This is a genomic window from Streptomyces sp. NPDC057307 (assembly GCF_042667665.1).
Classification (GTDB): domain Bacteria; phylum Actinomycetota; class Actinomycetes; order Streptomycetales; family Streptomycetaceae; genus Streptomyces.
The window spans coordinates 1-18,724 of the sequence record NZ_JBHUZM010000044.1 but is presented as its reverse complement, the minus strand read 5'-3'; the positions used below and the strand labels follow the sequence as shown (position 1 = coordinate 18,724).

Here is an 18,724-nt window from a genome sequence, read left to right as displayed (position 1 = left end):
ACTGGTGACCCGGCGCGCGCGGTGTTGGGGCGGGTCGCGCCCCCCGTGGGGGGTGCGGCCGCCGGCCCCTATGGGGTCCACACGGGCGTCGCGCCGGGGAGCCCGGGGCCCGACGACCTCTCTGGCGATCTTGTCCGCGTCCACCAGCACCGCTCCGTAACTCACGAGCAGTCGGGACACTTCACTCTTTCCGGCACCGATCCCGCCGGTCAGGCCCACTTTCAGCATGTCTCGCAGCTTAGAGCGTGCACGGGCCGTCTTACGAGACACCCGGACGCCGGACCAAGGCCCGCGCCCGGAGGTGTTACGCGTCGCCCTCCCGCTCGGCGAGGAACTTCTCGAACTCGCGCCCGATCTCGTCCGCCGACGGAAGCTCCACCGGCTCCGCCACCAGATTGCCCCTGCTCTCGGCGCCGGCCACCGCGTCGTACTGATGCTCAAGGCCCTGCACCATCGTCACCAGCTCCTCGTCCCCCTCGCTCAGCTGGCGCTCGATCTCGGTCTGGGTGCGCTGCGCTTCCGTACGGAGGGCGTGCGCGACGCCCGGCAGGACGAGTCCCGTCGCCGCCGTGATCGCCTCCAGCGCGGTCAGCGCCGCGTCCGGATACGAGGACCGCGCCACATAGTGCGGGACGTGCGCGGCCACGCCGAGTACGTCGTGTCCCGTCTCCATCAGCCGATACTCGACGAGCGCCTCGGCGCTGCCCGGTACCTGTGCCTCGTCGAAGGGGCTGCGGTGACCCGGCATCAGGTCGGTGCGGTTGCCGTGCGGGGTGATGCCGACCGGGCGCGTGTGCGGCACGCCCATCGGAATGCCGTGGAAGTTCACCGCCAGCCGTACGCCGAGGCGCTCGACGACCTGGCGTACGGCCGCCGCGAAACGCTCCCACTCGACGTCGGGCTCGGGCCCCGACAGCAGCAGGAACGGGGCGCCCGTGGCGTCCTGGACGAGCCGCACCTCCAGCGTCGGTGTCTCGTAGCTGGACCAGCGGTCGCGCCGGAAGGTCAGCAAGGGGCGGCGGGCGCGGTAGTCGACCAGCCTGTCGTGGTCGAAGCGCGCCACCACCTGGTTCGGCAGCGATTCGAGCAGGTTCTCGACGATCTGGTCGCCGGTCTCACCCGCGTCGATGTAGCCCTCGAAGTGGTAGAGCATGACAAGGCCCGCGGACTCCTGCGCGAGCGCCATGTCGACGACTGCCAGGCCCTTGGGCTCCCACTCGTACAAATCCTGCGGATCAAGCACGATTACCGGTCCTCCTCGTGTTCCTCAGGAAGAACGCACCTCCGGGCGTGAGCATTCCCCGCCCGCGCGTCCCGCATCCGGTGGTCGTGGGTCCGGTCCCGGCGGCGCGGGAAGCAAGAGGACGACGGCGTACGGCACTTGCGTACGGCACTTGGCGCGCCGCGGCCGGTCACGCCCACCCGCGGGCAGACGCCGGACCCCGGGCATGCGTGAGGCCCGCTCCCCGAGGGGAACGGGCCTCACGTCATGCTCTCCTGCGACCGACTACGGAGTCAGAGCGTCAGCTCTGGCCACCGGCCAGCTTCTCGCGCAGGGCGGCCAGGGCCTCGTCCGACGCCAGGGCGCCGGAGTTGTCCTGGGACTCCGAGGAGTACGAACCGCCGCCGCCACCGCCACCGCTGCCACCGGAGGCCGCGGGAGCCGCGCCGGCCGGGGCGGCAGCGCCCTCGGCAGCAGCGGCCTCGTCGGCCTCGCGGGACTTGATGACCTGAGCCTGGTGCTGCTCGAAGCGGGTCTGCGCCTCGGCGTACTGGGTCTCCCACACCTCGCGCTGAGCCTCGAAGCCCTCGAGCCAGTCGTTGGTCTCGGGGTCGAAGCCCTCGGGGTAGATGTAGTTGCCCTGGTCGTCGTACGAGGCAGCCATGCCGTACAGCGTCGGGTCGAACTCGACCGAGGCCGGGTCGCCGCCGAACGCCTCGTTGGCCTGCTTCAGCGAGAGGCTGATGCGACGGCGCTCGAGGTCGATGTCGATGACCTTGACGAAGATCTCGTCGTTGACCTGGACGACCTGCTCCGGGATCTCCACGTGGCGCTCGGCCAGCTCGGAGATGTGGACCAGACCCTCGATGCCCTCGTCGACGCGGACGAACGCGCCGAACGGAACGAGCTTGGTGACCTTGCCGGGAACGACCTGGCCGATCTGGTGCGTCCGGGCGAACTGCTGCCACGGGTCTTCCTGCGTCGCCTTGAGCGACAGGGAGACACGCTCGCGGTCCATGTCCACGTCGAGAACCTCGACGGTGACTTCCTGGCCGACCTCGACAACCTCGGAGGGGTGGTCGATGTGCTTCCAGGAGAGCTCGGAGACGTGCACGAGACCGTCGACACCGCCGAGGTCCACGAACGCACCGAAGTTGACGATCGAGGAAACGACGCCGGAGCGGACCTGGCCCTTCTGCAGGGTCGTGAGGAAGGTCTGGCGAACCTCGCTCTGCGTCTGCTCGAGCCAGGCACGGCGGGACAGGACCACGTTGTTGCGGTTCTTGTCCAGCTCGATGATCTTGGCTTCGAGCTCCTTGCCCACGTAGGGCTGGAGGTCGCGGACGCGGCGCATCTCGACGAGAGAGGCCGGCAGGAAGCCACGGAGGCCGATGTCAAGGATGAGTCCACCCTTGACGACCTCGATGACGGTGCCGGTGACGATGCCGTCTTCTTCCTTGATCTTCTCGATCGTGCCCCAGGCGCGCTCGTACTGCGCGCGCTTCTTGGACAGGATGAGTCGGCCTTCCTTGTCCTCCTTCTGGAGAACAAGGGCCTCGATCTCATCGCCCACGGCGACGACCTCGTTGGGGTCGACGTCGTGCTTGATCGAAAGCTCGCGGGAGGGGATGACGCCTTCGGTCTTGTAACCGATGTCGAGCAGGACCTCGTCCCGGTCGACCTTCACGATGACGCCGTCGACGATGTCGCCGTCGTTGAAGTACTTGATCGTCTCGTCGATCGCGGCGAGGAATGCTTCCTCGTTACCGATGTCGTTGACCGCAACCTGCGGGGTGGTGGCGGTGGTCTCGGTGCTGCTCGTCATGTGGGTAAAGGCTCCGGTACGGACATTGAGTCGTAGGTACTGCCACGCCGAGAGCCCGTATCGCCATCCGCCGGAAGTCCGGACAGCCGAGGGAGCGCCATTCCCGATGAGGGGAAGGCGCCTCGACAACCGAGGGGACCTACAACAGATGCGAGCGCGGCCTGCTACGTCTGAGGCGCGCAAGCCCGCAGCGCAACCTTTAGCATACGGGGGCAGCCGGACACGGTCAATGCGCGAAGGCGCACACCCGGGGCGGAACGCCCCATACCCGGCACAACAAGCGTTCCACGAGGCCACGATGGCCGCACCGTAGCCCAGGCCGCTACCGGCCGACTACAGCGCGGCACAGACTCTTCGAGCCTCTCCGCACACTACGACGACGGGCACGATGAGCCAAGAGCAGGCAGAGCGGTACGAGCAGGACGAGCCGGAAGCCACCCGGCGTGAGAGCGACGGCACCGAGAGCAGCCGCGCCAACCGGGGCTGGTGGAACCGGAACGCGGACGACTACCAGATCGAGCACGGCACCTTCCTCGGCGACGACCGGTTCGTCTGGGGACCTGAGGGCCTGGACGAAGTGGAGGCGGAGCTGCTGGGGCCGCCCGAGTCCCTCAAGGGCCTCGACGTCCTGGAGATCGGGGCGGGCGCGGCGCAGTGTTCACGCTGGCTGACGAGGCAGGGGGCGCGCCCGGTGGCGCTCGACCTCTCCCACCGGCAGCTCCAGCACGCGCTGCGCATCGGTGACGACGTACCTCTTGTGGAGGCGGACGCGGCGGCGCTGCCGTTCAAGGACGGCTCCTTCGACCTGGCGTGCTCCGCGTACGGCGCGATCCCCTTCGTCGCCGATCCGGTCGGGGTGTTCCGCGAGGTACGGCGGGTGCTGCGCCCCGGCGGGCGCTGGGTCTTCTCGGTGACGCACCCGATGCGCTGGGCGTTCCCGGACGAGCCGGGGCCCGAGGGCCTGTCGGTGGCCGCGTCGTACTTCGACCGCACCCCTTATGTGGAACAGGACGAGCAGGGACACGCGATGTACGTGGAACACCACCGGACCGTGGGTGACCGGGTACGGGACGTGGTGGCGGGCGGTTTCCGGCTGGTCGATCTGGTGGAGCCGGAGTGGCCGGCCTGGAACACCCAGGAGTGGGGCGGCTGGTCTCCGTTGCGCGGGAAGCTGATCCCGGGGTCGGCGATCTTCGTCTGCGTACGAGACTGAGGGTGTGATCCGCGACGACGTCCTCGGCAGCCTGCCCGTCCGTACCGCCCTGCCCGCACTGGAGGCGGCCCTCGACGGGCCGGGGTGCGCCGTGCTGTGCGCGCCGCCCGGGACGGGCAAGACGACCCTGGTGCCGCTGGTGCTGGCCGGGCTCGTACGGCTCGACGGCGGCGCACGGGGCCCGCGGCGGCGGGTGATCGTCGCCGAACCGCGCCGGATCGCCGCGCGTGCGGCGGCCCGGCGTATGGCGTGGCTGCTGGGCGAGCGGGTCGGCGGGAGCGTCGGCTTCACGGTGCGCGGCGAGCGCGTGGTGGGGCGCGACACGGTCGTGGAGGTGGTGACCACCGGCGTACTGCTCCAGCGGCTCCAGCGCGACCAGGAACTCGGCGGCGTCGACGTGGTGATCATCGACGAGTGTCACGAACGGCATCTGGACGCCGACACGGTGGCGGCCTTCCTGCTGGACGTACGGGCCACGCTCCGTCCCGAACTGCGGCTGGTGGCCGCCTCCGCGACGACCGACGCCGAGGGGTGGGCGCGGCTGCTGGGCGACGCGCCCGTGGTGGAGGCGCGGGGGGTGACGCATCCTTTGGAGGTCGTGTGGGCGCCGCCGGCGCGGCCGGTGCGTCCGCCGCACGGGATGCGGGTCGATCCGGCGCTGCTGACGCATGTGGCGTCGGTGGTACGCAGGGCGCTGGCCGAGCGCGCGGGCGACGTGCTGGTGTTCCTGCCGGGGGTCGGCGAGATCGGCCGGGTGGCGGGCCAGTTGGGGAGCCCCGACGACCTCGGCGCGGAGGTTCTTCAGGTGCACGGCCGGGCGCCGGCGGAGGCGCAGGACGCGGTGCTCGCCGGGTCGGGGGGCGGCAACCGCCGCGTCGTACTGGCGACTTCGGTGGCGGAGTCGAGCCTGACCGTGCCGGGAGTGCGGGTCGTGGTCGACTCGGGGCTGGCGCGTGAGCCGCGTACGGACCACGCCCGGGGGCTGAGCGCCCTCACCACGGTGCGGGCCTCACAGGCCGCCTCACGCCAGCGCGCGGGGCGTGCGGGGCGCGAGGCACCGGGCGCCGTGTACCGGTGCTGGGACCAGGCCGAGGACGCGCGGCTCGCGCGGTTTCCCGCGCCGGAGATCAAGGTCGCCGATCTGGCGGCGTTCGCCTTGCAGGCGGCGTGCTGGGGCGACCCGGACGCCTCGGGCCTCGCCCTGCTCGACGCGCCCCCCGCGGGGGCGCTGGCCGCGGCGCGGGCGGTACTGGCCGCGATCGGAGCGGTGGACGCGGCGGGCCGGGTGACCGACCGCGGCGTCCGCATGTCCCGCCTCGGCCTCCACCCGCGCCTCGCCCGCGCGCTGCTCGACGGCGCCCGCGAGGTCGGCGCGCGCCGGGCGGCGGAGGTGGTGGCACTGCTGAGCGAGGAACCGCCGAGGGCGTACGGGGACGACCTGGCGGTGGCCTGGCGCACGGCGAAACGGGGCGGCGACGGGTACGCGGCACGCTGGCGGCAGGAGGCCCGCAGGCTGGCTTCGGCACTGCCGAGGCCGCCGGACGGGGCGGCACGTGACAGCGGCGCGGGTGGGCCGGACGCGCTCGGTGGCACCGGCCGGGACGCACGCGAACGTGGGAGCGGCGAAGCCGCGGGAGGCGAGCGTGCGGGGCGTGCGGGGCATGCCGGACGGAGCCACCGGCCCGGCGCGGGCGGCGGAGCCGGAGACGTCGGCGGAGCCCGTACGGACGGCGGCGCAGGCCGTATCGGCCGTGAAGAGGCCCGGGAGCAGGGCGGATTGGCCGATGACAGTGTCGCCGGGGTCGTCGCCGCGTTCGCCTTTCCCGAGCGGGTGGCGCGGGCCCGCGGCGGCGGCGCGTTCCTGATGGTGTCCGGGACCGGCGCCGAACTCGGCGACGGGTCCGGGCTGCGCTCCGCGCCGTGGCTGGCCGTCGCCGTCGCGGACCGGCCCGCGACGGCCGCGTCGGCGCGGGTGCGGCTCGCCGCCGTCATCGACGAGGACACGGCGCGCACCGCCGCCGCGCATCTGCGCCTCTCCGGCGAGGAGGTGCACTGGGAGGACGGTGACGTCGTCGCCAGGGAGGTACGGCGGCTCGGCGCGGTCGAACTGTCCGCACGGCCGCTGCGCAAGCCCGACCCGGCCCGGGTGCGGGAGGCGCTGCTGGACGGTCTGCGGCGCGAGGGCCCCGGCGCCCTGCTGCGCTGGACGCGCGACGCGGAGGCGCTGCGGGAGCGACTGGGCTTTCTGCACCGGGCGTTGGGCGCTCCGTGGCCCGATGTGTCGGACGGGGCGCTGCTCGACAGCGCGGACGACTGGCTGGAGCCCGAGCTGTCGAAGGCCCGGCGCCGCGCGGATCTGGCCCGCATCGAGGCGGGCCAGGCGCTGCGCCGGCTGCTGCCGTGGTCGTCGGGCCAGGCGGGGCGGCTGGACGAACTGGCGCCCGAGCGTATCCAGGTGCCGAGCGGATCGCGCGTACGCGTCGACTACGGCGGGGAGCAGCCCGTACTGGCGGTGAAACTGCAGGAGTTGTTCGGTCTGACGGCGACGCCGACCGTCGCGGGCGTGCCGGTGCTGGTCCATCTGCTCTCCCCCGCCGGGCGCCCCGCCGCGGTCACGGCGGATCTGGCGTCCTTCTGGCGGGACGGCTACCGCGCGGTGCGCGCGGAACTGCGCGGCCGCTACCCGCGCCACCCGTGGCCGGAGGACCCGACCGAGGCGGTGGCGACGCGGCGTCTGAAGGACCGCCGGTAGGCCGTGGCGCCGTGGGCGGCGGATCGGCGCGGTGGACGGCGCGCGGCCGTGCCGGGCCGACCGTCGTCCCGAAGGCAGGCACCTCCCCTGTCCCTCGGGACGACGGGGAGAAGGCGCCGTCCAGGCGTCCCGGGCCGGACGGGACTTCGCGGGCAGGGCCGGGAACTGCCTTCGAAGTGGCGGCGCCGCCCGCGCGGCGGGTGCGCGAAGCGTCCGGCTCACGGCCCCTGGCGCGCACCGGCCGCCGTGAGCCCCGCTGTTCGGGCGGACGGCGTCGGGGCGCGGACACGCCCCGACGGAGCGCGCCCGCGACACGGCGACGCCGCCCCTCCGTCCGTGACGGAGGGGCGGCGTGCGTGCGCCGGTCCGGTGAGCCGGTCCCCCGGGCGGGGCCGGTGGCTACGCCGCCGGGGCGGCGACCTTCAGTTCGATCGTCACCTTCGCGCCGCCGGCCGTCTCGATCTGGAGCAGGAACGTGCCCGTCGCGTCGTCCGCGAAGATCTTCGGGAGGACGAGCAGACCCTGGGCGTTCGTCTTCAGACCCGTGAGGGCGCGCAGCGGGTTGCCGTTCCCGTCCTTGAAGTGCGGGCCCTTGTCCGCCGCCGACGCGTCGTCCGCCGACTTGATCATGGTGGCCTTGACCGCCACACCCGGAGCGATCTCGCCCTTGTTGGTGGCCTTGACCTCGACGGCGTCGGCGAACTCCGCGCCCGGCGCCGCCGTCAGCTCCTTGTCGCCGGTCCTGACGACCGCGTCGGCCTGGCGCTCGGTGACCGTCGCCGTGAAGTCGACGGCCGGGGCCGTACGGCTCACGACCCCCGCCCGCACCGTGAAGTCGCCGGTCTTCTCGCCCGCCCGGAGCGCGGGCGCCTTGGCGATGCCGTCGGTGCCGCTCGTGACGGTGGCCTTCTTGCCGCCGCCCGCGAACGTCGCGTCCGTGTCGCCGACGATCGTGAACAGCACGGCCACCTTGCCGACGGCCTTGCCCTTGGCGTCCTCGCCGCGCACCGTGACGCGCTCCGCGAACGCCCCGCCGGCCGTGGCGGACAGCTTGCCGGTGCCCGCGTCCTCCAGGCGCTCGACGGTCGGCACGGGGGTGGTGGGCGGCGTCGTCGGAGGGGTGGTCGGGGGCGTGGTCGGGGGTGTCGTGGGCGGCTTCGTCGTCGGCGGCTTCGGGGGCTTCGGCGGCGTGCTGGGGTTCGTCGTACTCGGGCCGGGGCTCGGCGAGTTGGCGGGACCGCCCGGGTTCACCGGGCCGGGGCCCGTGGGCAGCACGCCCGTGCCGTCCGGAACCTCGTGGCTGCCGCGCTTGTAGTACTCCAGCCAGGACAGGACCGTCGCCAGATACTCCTGCGAGCGGTTGTAACTGAGGATGGCCTGGTCGAGATTGCTCTTGACCGACAGGTCGCGATTATTGGCGCAAAGATAGCGACCGGCGGCCAGCGCCGCGTCGAAGATGTTGTTGGGGTCCTTGCGGCCGTCGCTGTTGGCGTCCTGGCCCCAGGTCGCCCAGGTCGCCGGGATGAACTGCATCGGGCCCACGGCGCGGTCGTGCGTCTTGTCGCCGTCGTACGCGCCGTTGTCGGTGTCGGAGATGTTGGCGAAGCCGACACCGTTCAGCACCGGGCCCAGGATGGGCGAGAACGTCGTGCCGTTGTCGTCGACCCGGCCGCCGCGCGCCTGGCCCGACTCGACCTTGCCGATCGCGGCGAGGAGCTGCCACGGCAGGTTGCAGCCGGGATTGGTGACCCCGACGCTCTGTTCGGCCTGCTTGTACGCGGCCAGGACCGTCGCCGGTATCCCGGCCTCCGACGCGCCCAGGCTCGGCAGGTCGATCGAAGTGCCCGGCTTGTCGGGGGTGTTCAGCGGCGGGAGGTCCGTGTGGTACGAGGAGTCCCCGGAGGCCGTGTCCTCGTCCGGCACGCTCGATCCGGACGCCTGCTTTCCGCTGTCACCACCGCCGCCGGGGACGATCGCGGGGGCCTGTGAGGCGGAGAGTGCGGCGACCGCGAGTGCGGCGACCGCTGTCGTGGTCGCCCCTCTGCGGAGCCGACGGCCGAATTGCGCTGCCATACGTCTGGTCCCTCCCGGTGAACGGCTGTTCGCGCTCCCCAGCGCGAGGACTCAGGCGACCCTACGGCAACTCCCTGTGCGCGCACACGGGTCGGTGACCGCTTTTCACCGTTTCGCCACCTCCCGGCTTCCCGTAGGTCGAACCGGTGGCCGAGAACATGCGTCCTTCATACTGATCCGACTGACTCCGTACCAGGTGGGCGTGGTCCCTCGCTGATCGAACATCGAACGACGAATGACCAGGACACGCCCCAGGGGGACGGCCATGCCTTTCACGCTGAGCCATGCGGCGGCGGTGCTGCCCGGCATCAGGAGGGACGGCACGTCACGCGGTCCGCTGCTCGCCTCCGCGCTCGTCGCCGGCTCGATGGCACCCGACACGACGTACTTCGCCGCGACGGCCGTGCCCGCCGCCATGGAGTTCGGCGAGGTGACGCACGGCCCCGTGGGCCTGTTCACCGTCGACTTCGTCATCGCCGCGGCCCTCGTGGGCGTCTGGCTGATGCTGCGTGAGCCGCTGTTGGCGCTGCTGCCCGCCGCCTGGCAGGGCCGGGCGCACACCTTCGTACGAGGACCGGACCGGCGCGGCGGACGGCGGGCGGCGCTCGCCGCGCGGTTCTACCTCTCGGCGGTACTCGGCGCGTCCACCCATGTGGTGTGGGACGCGTTCACGCATTTCGACCGGTGGGGCACCCGGCTGGTGCCCGCGCTGGGTGAGGCCGTCGCGGGCTTCCCCCTGTACACGTACACGCAGTACGGCAGTTCGGCCCTGGCGCTGGTGGCGCTCTGCTGGTTCACGGTCACCGCCGTGCGCCGGCTGCCCCGGACTCCCACGCCGGTCTCGGTGCCCGTGCTCGTACGGCGCGAGCGTCTGCTCGCGTACACCCTGCTGGTGGGATGCGCGTCGCTCGGCATGGCTCACCGCTTCACCCGCTGGTACGCCTACCACGGGCAGGTGTCCACGCCGTTGGACGTCATCCCGACGCTCTGCTTCGGCGCCGGGTCGGGGCTGGCCCTCGGGCTCGTGCTGTACGGCGCGGGGACGCGGCTGCGCGCCGTCGCCACACGCACGGAGCCGGCGACGACCGCCCCGGACCGTTCCCGTACGGAATCGCGCTGATCCCGTACGGGAACGAGTGACGGGTACGAGGGATACCGCCCGCCGTCAGTGGGCGGCGGAGTCCCAGTCCGGGCCCACGCCCACCGAGATGTCCAGCGGCGCCCGCAGCTCCGTCGCCGCGGCCATCTCGCGGATCACCAGCTCCTCCACCCGCTCCCGCTCGCCGGGAGCGATCTCCAGCACGATTTCGTCGTGGACCTGGAGCAGCATGCGCGAGGCCAGCCCGGCCTCGGTCAGTGCCGTGTCGACACGGAGCATGGCGACCTTGACGATGTCGGCGGCCGTGCCCTGGATCGGCGCGTTCAGCGCCATCCGCTCGGCCATCTCACGGCGCTGGCGGTTGTCGCTGTTCAGATCCGGGAGGTAGCGGCGGCGGCCGAGCATCGTCTCCGTGTAGCCCGTGGCCCTGGCCTCGACGACCGCTCGCTGGAGATAGTCCCGTACGCCGCCGAAGCGCTCGAAGAACGTGTCCATCAGACCGCGCGCCTCGGCCGCCTCGATGTTCAGCTGCTGGGAGAGGCCGAACGCCGAGAGGCCGTACGCCAGTCCGTACGACATCGCCTTGATCTTGCGGCGCATGTCGGGGGTGACGGCGGCACGTTCGACGCCGAACACCTGGGAGGCGACGGTGGTGTGCAGGTCCTCGCCGGAGGTGAACGCCTCGATCAGACCGGCGTCCTCGGACAGGTGAGCCATGACGCGCAGCTCGATCTGGCTGTAGTCGGCGGTCATCAGCGACTCGTAGCCCTCGCCGACGACGAAACCACGGCGGATCGCGCGGCCCTCGTCGGTGCGCACCGGCACGTTCTGCAGGTTGGGGTCCGTGGACGAGAGCCGGCCGGTGGCCGCCACCGTCTGGCTGAAGGTGGTGTGGATACGGCCGTCGGCCGCGATCATCTTGATCAGGCCCTCGACGGTGACCCGGAGCCTGGCCTGCTCGCGGTGGCGCAGCATCACGACCGGCAGTTCGTGCTCGGTCTGCGCGGCGAGCCAGGCCAGCGCGTCGGCGTCCGTCGTGTAACCGGTCTTGGTCTTCTTGGTCTTGGGCAGGCTCAGCTCGCCGAAGAGGACTTCCTGGAGCTGCTTGGGCGAGCCGAGGTTGAACTCGTGCCCGACAGCCGCGTGCGCCTCCTTCACCGCCTGCTGGACGGCGGCGGCGAACTGCTCCTCCAGGGTGACCAGATGGGGCTGGTCGGCGGAGATCCCGTTGCGCTCCAGCTTGGCGAGCAGCGCGGAGGTGGGCAGCTCGATGTCCTGGAGCAGCTTCGTGGCCCCGACCTCTTCCAGCCGGCCGGTGAACGCGTCGCCGAGGTCGAGGATCGCGCGCGCCTGTGTCATCAGCGCGTCCGCCTCGGCCTGGTCGTCGCTGCCGAAGGCGAGCTGGCCGTCGGCCGGTGCGGCCGGGGCGAGTTCACGCCCGAGGTATTCGACGGCGAGGGCGTCGAGCGCGAACGAACGGCGGCCGGGCTTGACCAGATACGCGGCGAGCGCGGTGTCCATGCTCACCCCGCCGATGCGCCAGCCGTGCTCGGGGGCGACCCGCATGGCGCTCTTCGCGTTGTGCAGCACCTTGGGGCGGTCCGCCGCCGCGAGCCAGTCGCCGAACGCCTTCTCGTCGGCCTCGTCGAGCTGGGTGGTGTCGAACCAGGCGGCGGCGCCGTCGGCCGCGGCCAGCGCGACCTCGCCGATGCTGCCCGTGCCGAGCGCCCAGGTGTCGACGAGCGCGACACCCAGCGGCTCGTTTCCGTGCTCCGCCAGCCAGGGCGCCAGCTCGCCGGAGGCGAGGACCGTGCCGTCCAGCTCGATGCCCGCCTCGGGGGCCGGTGCCTCGTCCTCGACGGCGCCGGGGTCCACGGCGAGCAGCCGCTCGCGCAGGCTCGGATTGCGGATCTCCAGCACTTCGAGCACACCGGTGACGGCCGTCCGGTCGTACGGGGCGCGCTCCAGCTCCTGCGGCGTCTTCGCCAGCTCGACGGTGCGCACCAGCTCGGTGAGATGGCGGTTGAGCTTGACCGAGGGCAGGTGCTCGCGCAGATTCTCGCCGACCTTGCCCTTGACCTCGTCGGCGCGCTCCATCAGATCGGCGAACGAGCCGAACTGATTGATCCACTTCGCGGCCGTCTTCTCGCCGACGCCGGGGATCCCGGGGAGGTTGTCCGACGGGTCGCCGCGCAGGGCGGCGAAGTCCGGATACTGCGCCGGAGTGAGCCCGTACTTCTCCTGCACCTTCTCCGGGGTGAAGCGGGTCAGCTCGGAGACGCCCTTGGTGGGATACAGCACCGTGGTGTGCTCGGTGATGAGCTGGAAGGAGTCCCGGTCGCCGGTGACGATGAGGACCTCGAAGCCGGCTTCCTCGGCCTGGGTGGCGAGGGTGGCGATGACGTCGTCCGCCTCGAAGCCGTCGATCGCGAACCGCTGCGCGTTCATCGCGTCCAGCAGCTCGCCGATCAGCTCGACCTGGCCCTTGAACTCGTCGGGGGTCTTGGAGCGGTTCGCCTTGTACTCGGGGAACTCCTCCGAGCGCCAGGTCTTGCGCGACACGTCGAAGGCCACCGCGAAGTGCGTGGGCGCCTCGTCACGCAGGGTGTTGGCCAGCATCGACGCGAAGCCGTAGACGGCGTTGGTCGGCTGGCCGGAGCTGGTGGTGAAATTCTCCGCGGGCAGCGCGAAGAACGCCCGGTACGCCAGAGAGTGCCCGTCCATGAGGAGCAGGCGAGGACGGTTGTCTGCGGTCTTCTTCGATGCTGTCTCAGCCACGTACCCGATCCTGCCACGCCCCACTGACAATCCTGACCCGCGCACTCCGCCCCGACGGGCCGTCGAGGGTGCGTGACAGGATCGTGGGGCCAGGGATCACGGGACCGGATCCCGCCGAGTCCCGTCGAGTCCCGCCGAGTCCCGTCGAATCCCGTCGAGGCCCGTCGTACGAGTTAGGGAGAGCGTGATGGCCAGCAAGCCGCCCTCAGGTGACCCGGTCCAGGACGCACCACAGGTCGCCGCACCGCGGCACAGCGCCGCCGGACTGCCGGCCGTGGCGCATTCGCTGCGCGTCGCCCAGCAGCAGATGGGCGTCACCCGCGCGGCGCGGACGCTGCTCAAGGTCAACCAGAAGGACGGCTTCGACTGTCCGGGCTGCGCCTGGCCGGAGGGCGATCACCGGCACACGGCGGAGTTCTGCGAGAACGGCGCGAAGGCGGTCGCCGAGGAGGCGACGCTGCGCCGGGTGGCCCCCGACTTCTTCGCCGCGCACCCGGTGGCCGACCTGGCGAACCGCAGCGGCTACTGGCTGGGGCAGCAGGGCCGGATCACCCAGCCGATGCTCCTGGAACGCGGATCCGGCGACGACAGGGACCACAGCGACAACGGCGGCGGTGACGGCGGCGCAGGTGACCGGTACGAACCGGTCAGCTGGGAGCGCGCGTTCGCGATCATCGCCGAGGAACTCAACGCGCTGGACTCCCCCGACGAGGCGCTGTTCTACACCTCGGGCCGTACGAGCAACGAGGCGGCGTTCCTGCTCCAGCTGTTCGCCCGCGAGTTCGGCACGAACAATCTGCCCGACTGCTCCAACATGTGCCACGAGTCGTCCGGTTCGGCGCTCGCCGAGACCCTGGGTGTCGGCAAGGGCAGCGTGTCCCTGGAGGACATGCACCAGGCCGACCTGATCATCGTGGCCGGGCAGAACCCGGGGACCAACCACCCCCGGATGCTCTCCGCCCTGGAGAAGGCCAAATCGGCGGGCGCGCGGATCATCTCGGTGAACCCGCTGCCCGAGGCCGGCATGGAGCGGTTCAAGAACCCGCAGACCCCGCAGGGCATGGTCAAGGGCGCGGCCCTCAACGACCTCTTCCTGCAGATCCGCATCGGCGGCGACCAGGCCCTCTTCCGGCTGCTGAACAAGCTGATCCTGGACGCGGCGCAGAGCGACCCGGCCGCCGTCGACGAGGCGTTCGTCGCCGAACACACCCACGGCTTCGAGGAGTTCGCCGCCGCCGCGCGCGCCGCCGACTGGGACGAGACCCTCACCGCGACGGGCCTGGAGCGCGCCGACATCGAGCGCGCGCTGGCCATGGTCCTGGCCTCGAAGCGCACCATCGTCTGCTGGGCGATGGGCCTCACCCAGCACAAGCACTCCGTCGCGACCATCCGCGAGGTCGTCAACTTCCTCCTGCTGCGCGGCAACATCGGCCGGCCGGGCGCCGGCGTGTGCCCCGTACGCGGACACTCCAACGTCCAGGGCGACCGCACCATGGGCATCTTCGAACGGCCCGCGCCGGCGTTCCTCGACGCCTTGGACCGGGAGTTCGGCATAACCTCGCCGCGCCATCACGGCTACGACGTCGTACGGGCCATCCGCGCCCTGCGCGACGGCGACGCGAAGGTCTTCTTCGCCATGGGCGGCAACTTCGTCTCCGCGTCCCCGGACACCGCGGTGACCGAGGCGGCGATGCGCACCGCGCGGCTCACCGTGCACGTGTCGACCAAGCTCAACCGCTCGCACGCGGTGACCGGCGCGCGCGCCCTGATCCTGCCGACCCTCGGCCGTACCGACAAGGACGTACAGGCGGGCGGCAGGCAGATCGTGACCGTGGAGGACTCCATGGGCATGGTGCACGCCTCACGCGGCAACCTCGCTCCCGCGAGCCCGCACCTGCTGTCCGAGCCGGCGATCGTCACCCGGCTGGCGCGTGCCGTCCTCGGACCCGCGTCGCTGACTCCGTGGGAGGAGTTCGAGAAGGACTACGGGTCGATCCGCGACCGCATCTCCCGTGTCGTCCCCGGCTTCGAGGACTTCAACGAACGCGTCGCCAGGCCCGGCGGTTTCCAGCTCCCGCACGCTCCGCGCGACGAACGGCGCTTCCCGACGCTCACCGGCAAGGCCAACTTCACGGCGGCGCCCGTCGAGTACCCGGAGCTGCCGGCGGGCCGGCTGCTGCTCCAGACGCTGCGCTCGCACGACCAGTACAACACCACGATCTACGGCCTCGACGACCGCTACCGGGGCATCACGAACGGCCGCCGCGTCGTCCTGGTGAACCCGGACGACGCAGACCGGCTGGGCCTGGCCGACGGCTCGTACACGGATCTGGTCGGCGAGTGGCGCGACGGCGTCGAGCGGCGCGCCCGCGGCTTCCGGGTGGTGCACTACCCCACGGCCCGCGGCTGCGCCGCCGCCTACTACCCGGAGACGAACGTGCTCGTGCCGCTGGACTCCACGGCCGACACCAGCAACACCCCGGCGAGCAAGTCCGTCGTGGTGCGCTTCGAACACCGCTGAGGCGGTGCTCCGGGCCCGACCCGTCCGAAACAGATCACGAGAACACACGAGAGCACGCGCGCCCACGCGCACCGACGCGCGCGGGGACCTGCGCGGACGCGCCGAACACGCACCGCGACACGCCTCACCGCACAGCAACACGCCTCACCACGCCCCACCACGCAGCCGATCGGAGCCTGACCCCATGGGTGACAACACCGCGAACGAGCAGCCCGCAGCGACGTTCCCGAAAGAGATCATCGACGAGTACGCCCCGGACGACATCGACCTGACGTCGCTCTTCTCCGCCGGGGACCTCGGCACCCGCATGGGCGTGCGCGTCACCGAGGCGTCCGCCGACCGCGTCGTCGCCACCATGCCCGTGGAGGGCAACACCCAGCCGTACGGGCTGCTGCACGGCGGCGCCTCCGCCGTACTCGCCGAGACCCTCGGCTCCATCGGCGCGATGATGCACGGCGGGCGCGACAAGGTCGCCGTCGGGGTGGACCTCAACTGCACCCATCACCGCGCCGTACGCGACGGCCTCGTGACCGGCGTCGCCACCCCGGTCCACCGCGGCCGGTCCATCGCGACGTACGAGATCGTGATCACCGACGAAAAGGACAAACGAGTCTGCACGGCCAGGCTCACCTGTCTGCTCCGGAGCGCCGACGGCGGCGCCTCCACGACGCGGAAAGACGCCTGAGAGGCGAACCTCAAGGGAGCCTCAAGCGGGCCGGGGGAAGTGTCGAACGGGCTTCCCCCGGCCCAGAGTGACCAACAGGTGAGACGCCCGACCCCCGCCCGACGACCGCGAAACACGGCGGTAACCAGAGCCCGTTCGCACGCTTGCGACACGTCGGCCACCACCGGACCGCGGCACGGGGAGAGCCAGGTGGGACCCCCGATGGTCACGGTGCGTGACGCTGTGCGCCACGATCCATTGTCCTGCCGCCCGATGCGCATTAACTTCGGCACATGAGCGGCATCGGCCCCGTCGAACCGGGCGAGGACACCTATCACCACCCGGCGGTCCCACTCGCCGGAGCGACGCCGGCCCGCGCCCGTCTCACCGTGCCCGCGCGCCACCGCCGCAAGGCCGTCCTCGCCGTCGCGGCGACCCTCACGACAGGCGTGTGCGTGTACGCCCTCAACGCCCCGGCCCCGCCCCCCGCGCCGCCACCACCCTGGCCCTCGCAGGTCGTTGGGTTCTCCTACGCGGGCGCCGCGCCGAAGGGCGGGCACACGGGCGCGTTCACCTTCGGCGTCAGCATCACGACCGAACCAGGCCGCCGGGTGACCGTCGACGCCCTCACCCAGCCGTCGGCCGCGCTGGCCGTGTCGACGGAACCGTCCACCCCGTTCACCGTGCCGGCCGGCGAGTCCCGCGACGTGGTGGTGACCGTCTACGTGCTCGACTGCGGCGAAGTCCCACGGAACGCCGGACTCCCCTTCCTGGAAGTCACCCTGCGTAACGAACGGGCCGTCCAGAAACAGAGCCGGATCCTCGGCGGCGGATACCCCGAAGACCTCGGCGCGGCCGTCCAGAAAGCATGCGCCCGTCCCGCTCCGTAACCGAACGACTACCAGTACGGTCCTGCTGGTTCTCAGCATGTGGACTTCCGAACGGTCTCAAATCACACGCCCTTCCCCTCCCGGCCGGGCTTCATCGCGGTCCCGTCATAACAAGAGCGTCACATCATGGGCCGCACCTCTGCACCACCCCCACCAGCGCGCTTAGAGTCACGGCCAGTCACCGCGCCACCGGATTACTTTCAGTTCGGTTCCAGCGCTCGACCCGGCGTCCCAGTCAGGGACAGCCGTGCCAGGGGAAAGGACTGATCGTGCGTCACCGTTCCTTGTTCATAGTCACCACTGCGGTCACCGTAGGAGCCCTCACGCTGTCTGCTTGCGGCTCCCGCGACGACAGCAGCGAGGGAGGCAGCGGCGACGGCGGAAAGACGACCGTCGTCATCGGCCTCGACGCGCCGCTGACCGGAGACCTCTCCGCGCTCGGCCAGGGCATCAAGAACTCCGCCGACCTCGCCGTCAAGACGGCCAACAAGAACAACGAAGTCGAAGGCGTCACCTTCGAGCTGGAGTCCCTGGACGACGTCGCCCAGGCGGCGACCGGCCAGCAGAACGCCACCAAGCTCGTCGGCAACCAGAAGGTCATGGGCGTCGTCGGCCCCCTGAACTCCGACGTCGGCCAGGCCATGCAGAAGGTCTTCGCCAACGACAACCTGGTCCAGGTCTCGCCCGCCAACACCAACCCCGAGATGACTCAGGGCAAGGACTGGCAGAGCGGCAAGAAGGTCCGCGGCTTCGACACGTACTTCCGTACGGCCACCACGGACGCCATCCAGGGCCCGTACGCCGCGCAGTTCATGTTCAACAAGCAGAAGCTCAAGAACGTCTATGTCATCGACGACAAGAAGACGTACGGAGCCGGTCTCGCCGCCACCTTCTCCACCGAGTTCAAGAAGCTCGGCGGCAAGGTCGTCGGCACCGACCACATCAACCCGGACGACAAGGACTTCTCGTCCGTCGCGAGCAAGGTCGCCCAGACCGACGCCGACTTCGTCTACTACGGCGGCGAGTACCCGGCCGGCGCCCCGCTGGCCAGCCAGATCAAGAACGCCGGCGCCAAGATCCCCACGGTCGGCGGCGACGCTCTCTTCAGCGCCGAGTACATCAAGCTGGGCAAGGCGAACTCCGAAGGCGACTTCGCCAGCTCCGTGGGCGCGCCCCTGGAGACCCTGGACACCGCCAAGAAGTTCATCACGGACTACGAGGCCGGCGGCTACGACGGCGCCTTCGAGGCGTACGGCGGCTACGCCTACGACTCCACCTGGGCGATCATCCAGGCGGTCAAGGCCACCGTCGAGAAGAACGACGGCAAGCTGCCCGGCGACGTCAAGGACGCGCGCAAGCAGATCACCGAGGCCATGCAGAACGTCAAGTTCGACGGAGTCACCGGCACGGTCGGCTTCGACGAGTTCGGCGACACCGTGAACAAGCAGCTCTCCCTCTACGAGGTCAAGGGCGGCAAGCACGTCCCCGTCCAGACGGGCGTGTTCGAGGGCTGATCGGGCTCACCAGCCCTCCCTCCTTGTAGGACCTACCACCGCGCGGGGGCGCCACAGCGCCCCCGCCCGGCCCTATCTGACCCCACAAAATCGGAGGCCCCCCGGTGAACCAACAGCCCCAGCAACATGCCAACCGCCGGCTACGCGGCGCGCGGTACGGACAAATCGCAATA

General features: G+C 71.2%; 12 protein-coding genes. 7 read left to right on the top strand and 5 right to left on the bottom strand.

Translation table 11 applies throughout. The annotated features are described in order from the left end of the window. From ACFUN8_RS17750 to rpsA, 3 genes are all read right to left on the bottom strand, one after another. Positions 1-228 (bottom strand): dephospho-CoA kinase (locus tag ACFUN8_RS17750; RefSeq protein ID WP_383637840.1); only part of this gene is annotated, 228 nt, incomplete at its 3' end. Positions 229-304: 76 nt separating this feature from the next. Next, positions 305-1,243, bottom strand: coding sequence for a PAC2 family protein (locus ACFUN8_RS17745; RefSeq protein WP_382562901.1), 939 nt, complete (start codon positions 1,241-1,243; stop codon positions 305-307). 280 nt (positions 1,244-1,523) lie between these two features. Beyond that, complete coding sequence (gene rpsA, locus ACFUN8_RS17740) at positions 1,524-3,047, bottom strand: 30S ribosomal protein S1 (RefSeq protein WP_023542473.1); 1,524 nt, start codon at positions 3,045-3,047, stop codon at positions 1,524-1,526. A gap of 388 nt (positions 3,048-3,435) precedes the next feature. Between rpsA and ACFUN8_RS17735 the strand changes: the two genes are divergently transcribed. Together ACFUN8_RS17735 and ACFUN8_RS17730 are read left to right on the top strand one after the other, a co-directional pair. Then, positions 3,436-4,260, top strand: coding sequence for a class I SAM-dependent methyltransferase (locus ACFUN8_RS17735; protein ID WP_383637836.1), 825 nt, complete (start codon positions 3,436-3,438; stop codon positions 4,258-4,260). 4 nt (positions 4,261-4,264) lie between these two features. Then, positions 4,265-7,012 (top strand): ATP-dependent RNA helicase, encoded by a 2,748-nt coding sequence (locus ACFUN8_RS17730; protein WP_383637833.1) that lies wholly within the window; start codon positions 4,265-4,267, stop codon positions 7,010-7,012. Between the two features lie 399 nt (positions 7,013-7,411). Here the strand turns inward: ACFUN8_RS17730 and ACFUN8_RS17725 are convergent, their stop codons facing one another. Further along, entirely contained in the window at positions 7,412-9,085 is a 1,674-nt protein-coding gene (locus tag ACFUN8_RS17725; RefSeq protein ID WP_383637830.1) for a lytic transglycosylase domain-containing protein, read from the bottom strand. A gap of 265 nt (positions 9,086-9,350) precedes the next feature. On the opposite strand from ACFUN8_RS17725, the gene ACFUN8_RS17720 reads away from it, so the two are divergent. After that, positions 9,351-10,205 (top strand): DUF4184 family protein, encoded by an 855-nt coding sequence (locus tag ACFUN8_RS17720; RefSeq protein WP_383637827.1) that lies wholly within the window; start codon positions 9,351-9,353, stop codon positions 10,203-10,205. Between the two features lie 45 nt (positions 10,206-10,250). On the opposite strand, the gene polA is transcribed toward ACFUN8_RS17720, so the two are convergent. Then, positions 10,251-12,962 carry a DNA polymerase I gene (gene polA / locus ACFUN8_RS17715; protein ID WP_383637823.1) on the bottom strand — a complete coding sequence of 904 codons (2,712 nt, stop codon included), beginning with the start codon at positions 12,960-12,962 and terminating at the stop codon, positions 10,251-10,253. Positions 12,963-13,149: 187 nt separating this feature from the next. Between polA and ACFUN8_RS17710 the strand changes: the two genes are divergently transcribed. From ACFUN8_RS17710 to ACFUN8_RS17695, 4 genes are all read left to right on the top strand, one after another. Further along, on the top strand, positions 13,150-15,483 hold the full coding sequence (locus tag ACFUN8_RS17710; protein WP_383637819.1) for an FdhF/YdeP family oxidoreductase: 2,334 nt from the start codon (positions 13,150-13,152) through the stop codon (positions 15,481-15,483). 184 nt (positions 15,484-15,667) lie between these two features. Then, positions 15,668-16,168 (top strand): PaaI family thioesterase, encoded by a 501-nt coding sequence (locus ACFUN8_RS17705; RefSeq protein WP_383637816.1) that lies wholly within the window; start codon positions 15,668-15,670, stop codon positions 16,166-16,168. A gap of 272 nt (positions 16,169-16,440) precedes the next feature. After that, positions 16,441-17,037 (top strand): Tat pathway signal sequence domain protein, encoded by a 597-nt coding sequence (locus tag ACFUN8_RS17700; protein WP_383637813.1) that lies wholly within the window; start codon positions 16,441-16,443, stop codon positions 17,035-17,037. A 269-nt stretch (positions 17,038-17,306) separates the two neighbouring features. Further along, positions 17,307-18,551, top strand: coding sequence for a branched-chain amino acid ABC transporter substrate-binding protein (locus tag ACFUN8_RS17695; RefSeq protein ID WP_383637810.1), 1,245 nt, complete (start codon positions 17,307-17,309; stop codon positions 18,549-18,551). The last annotated feature ends 173 nt before the right edge of the window (positions 18,552-18,724 follow it).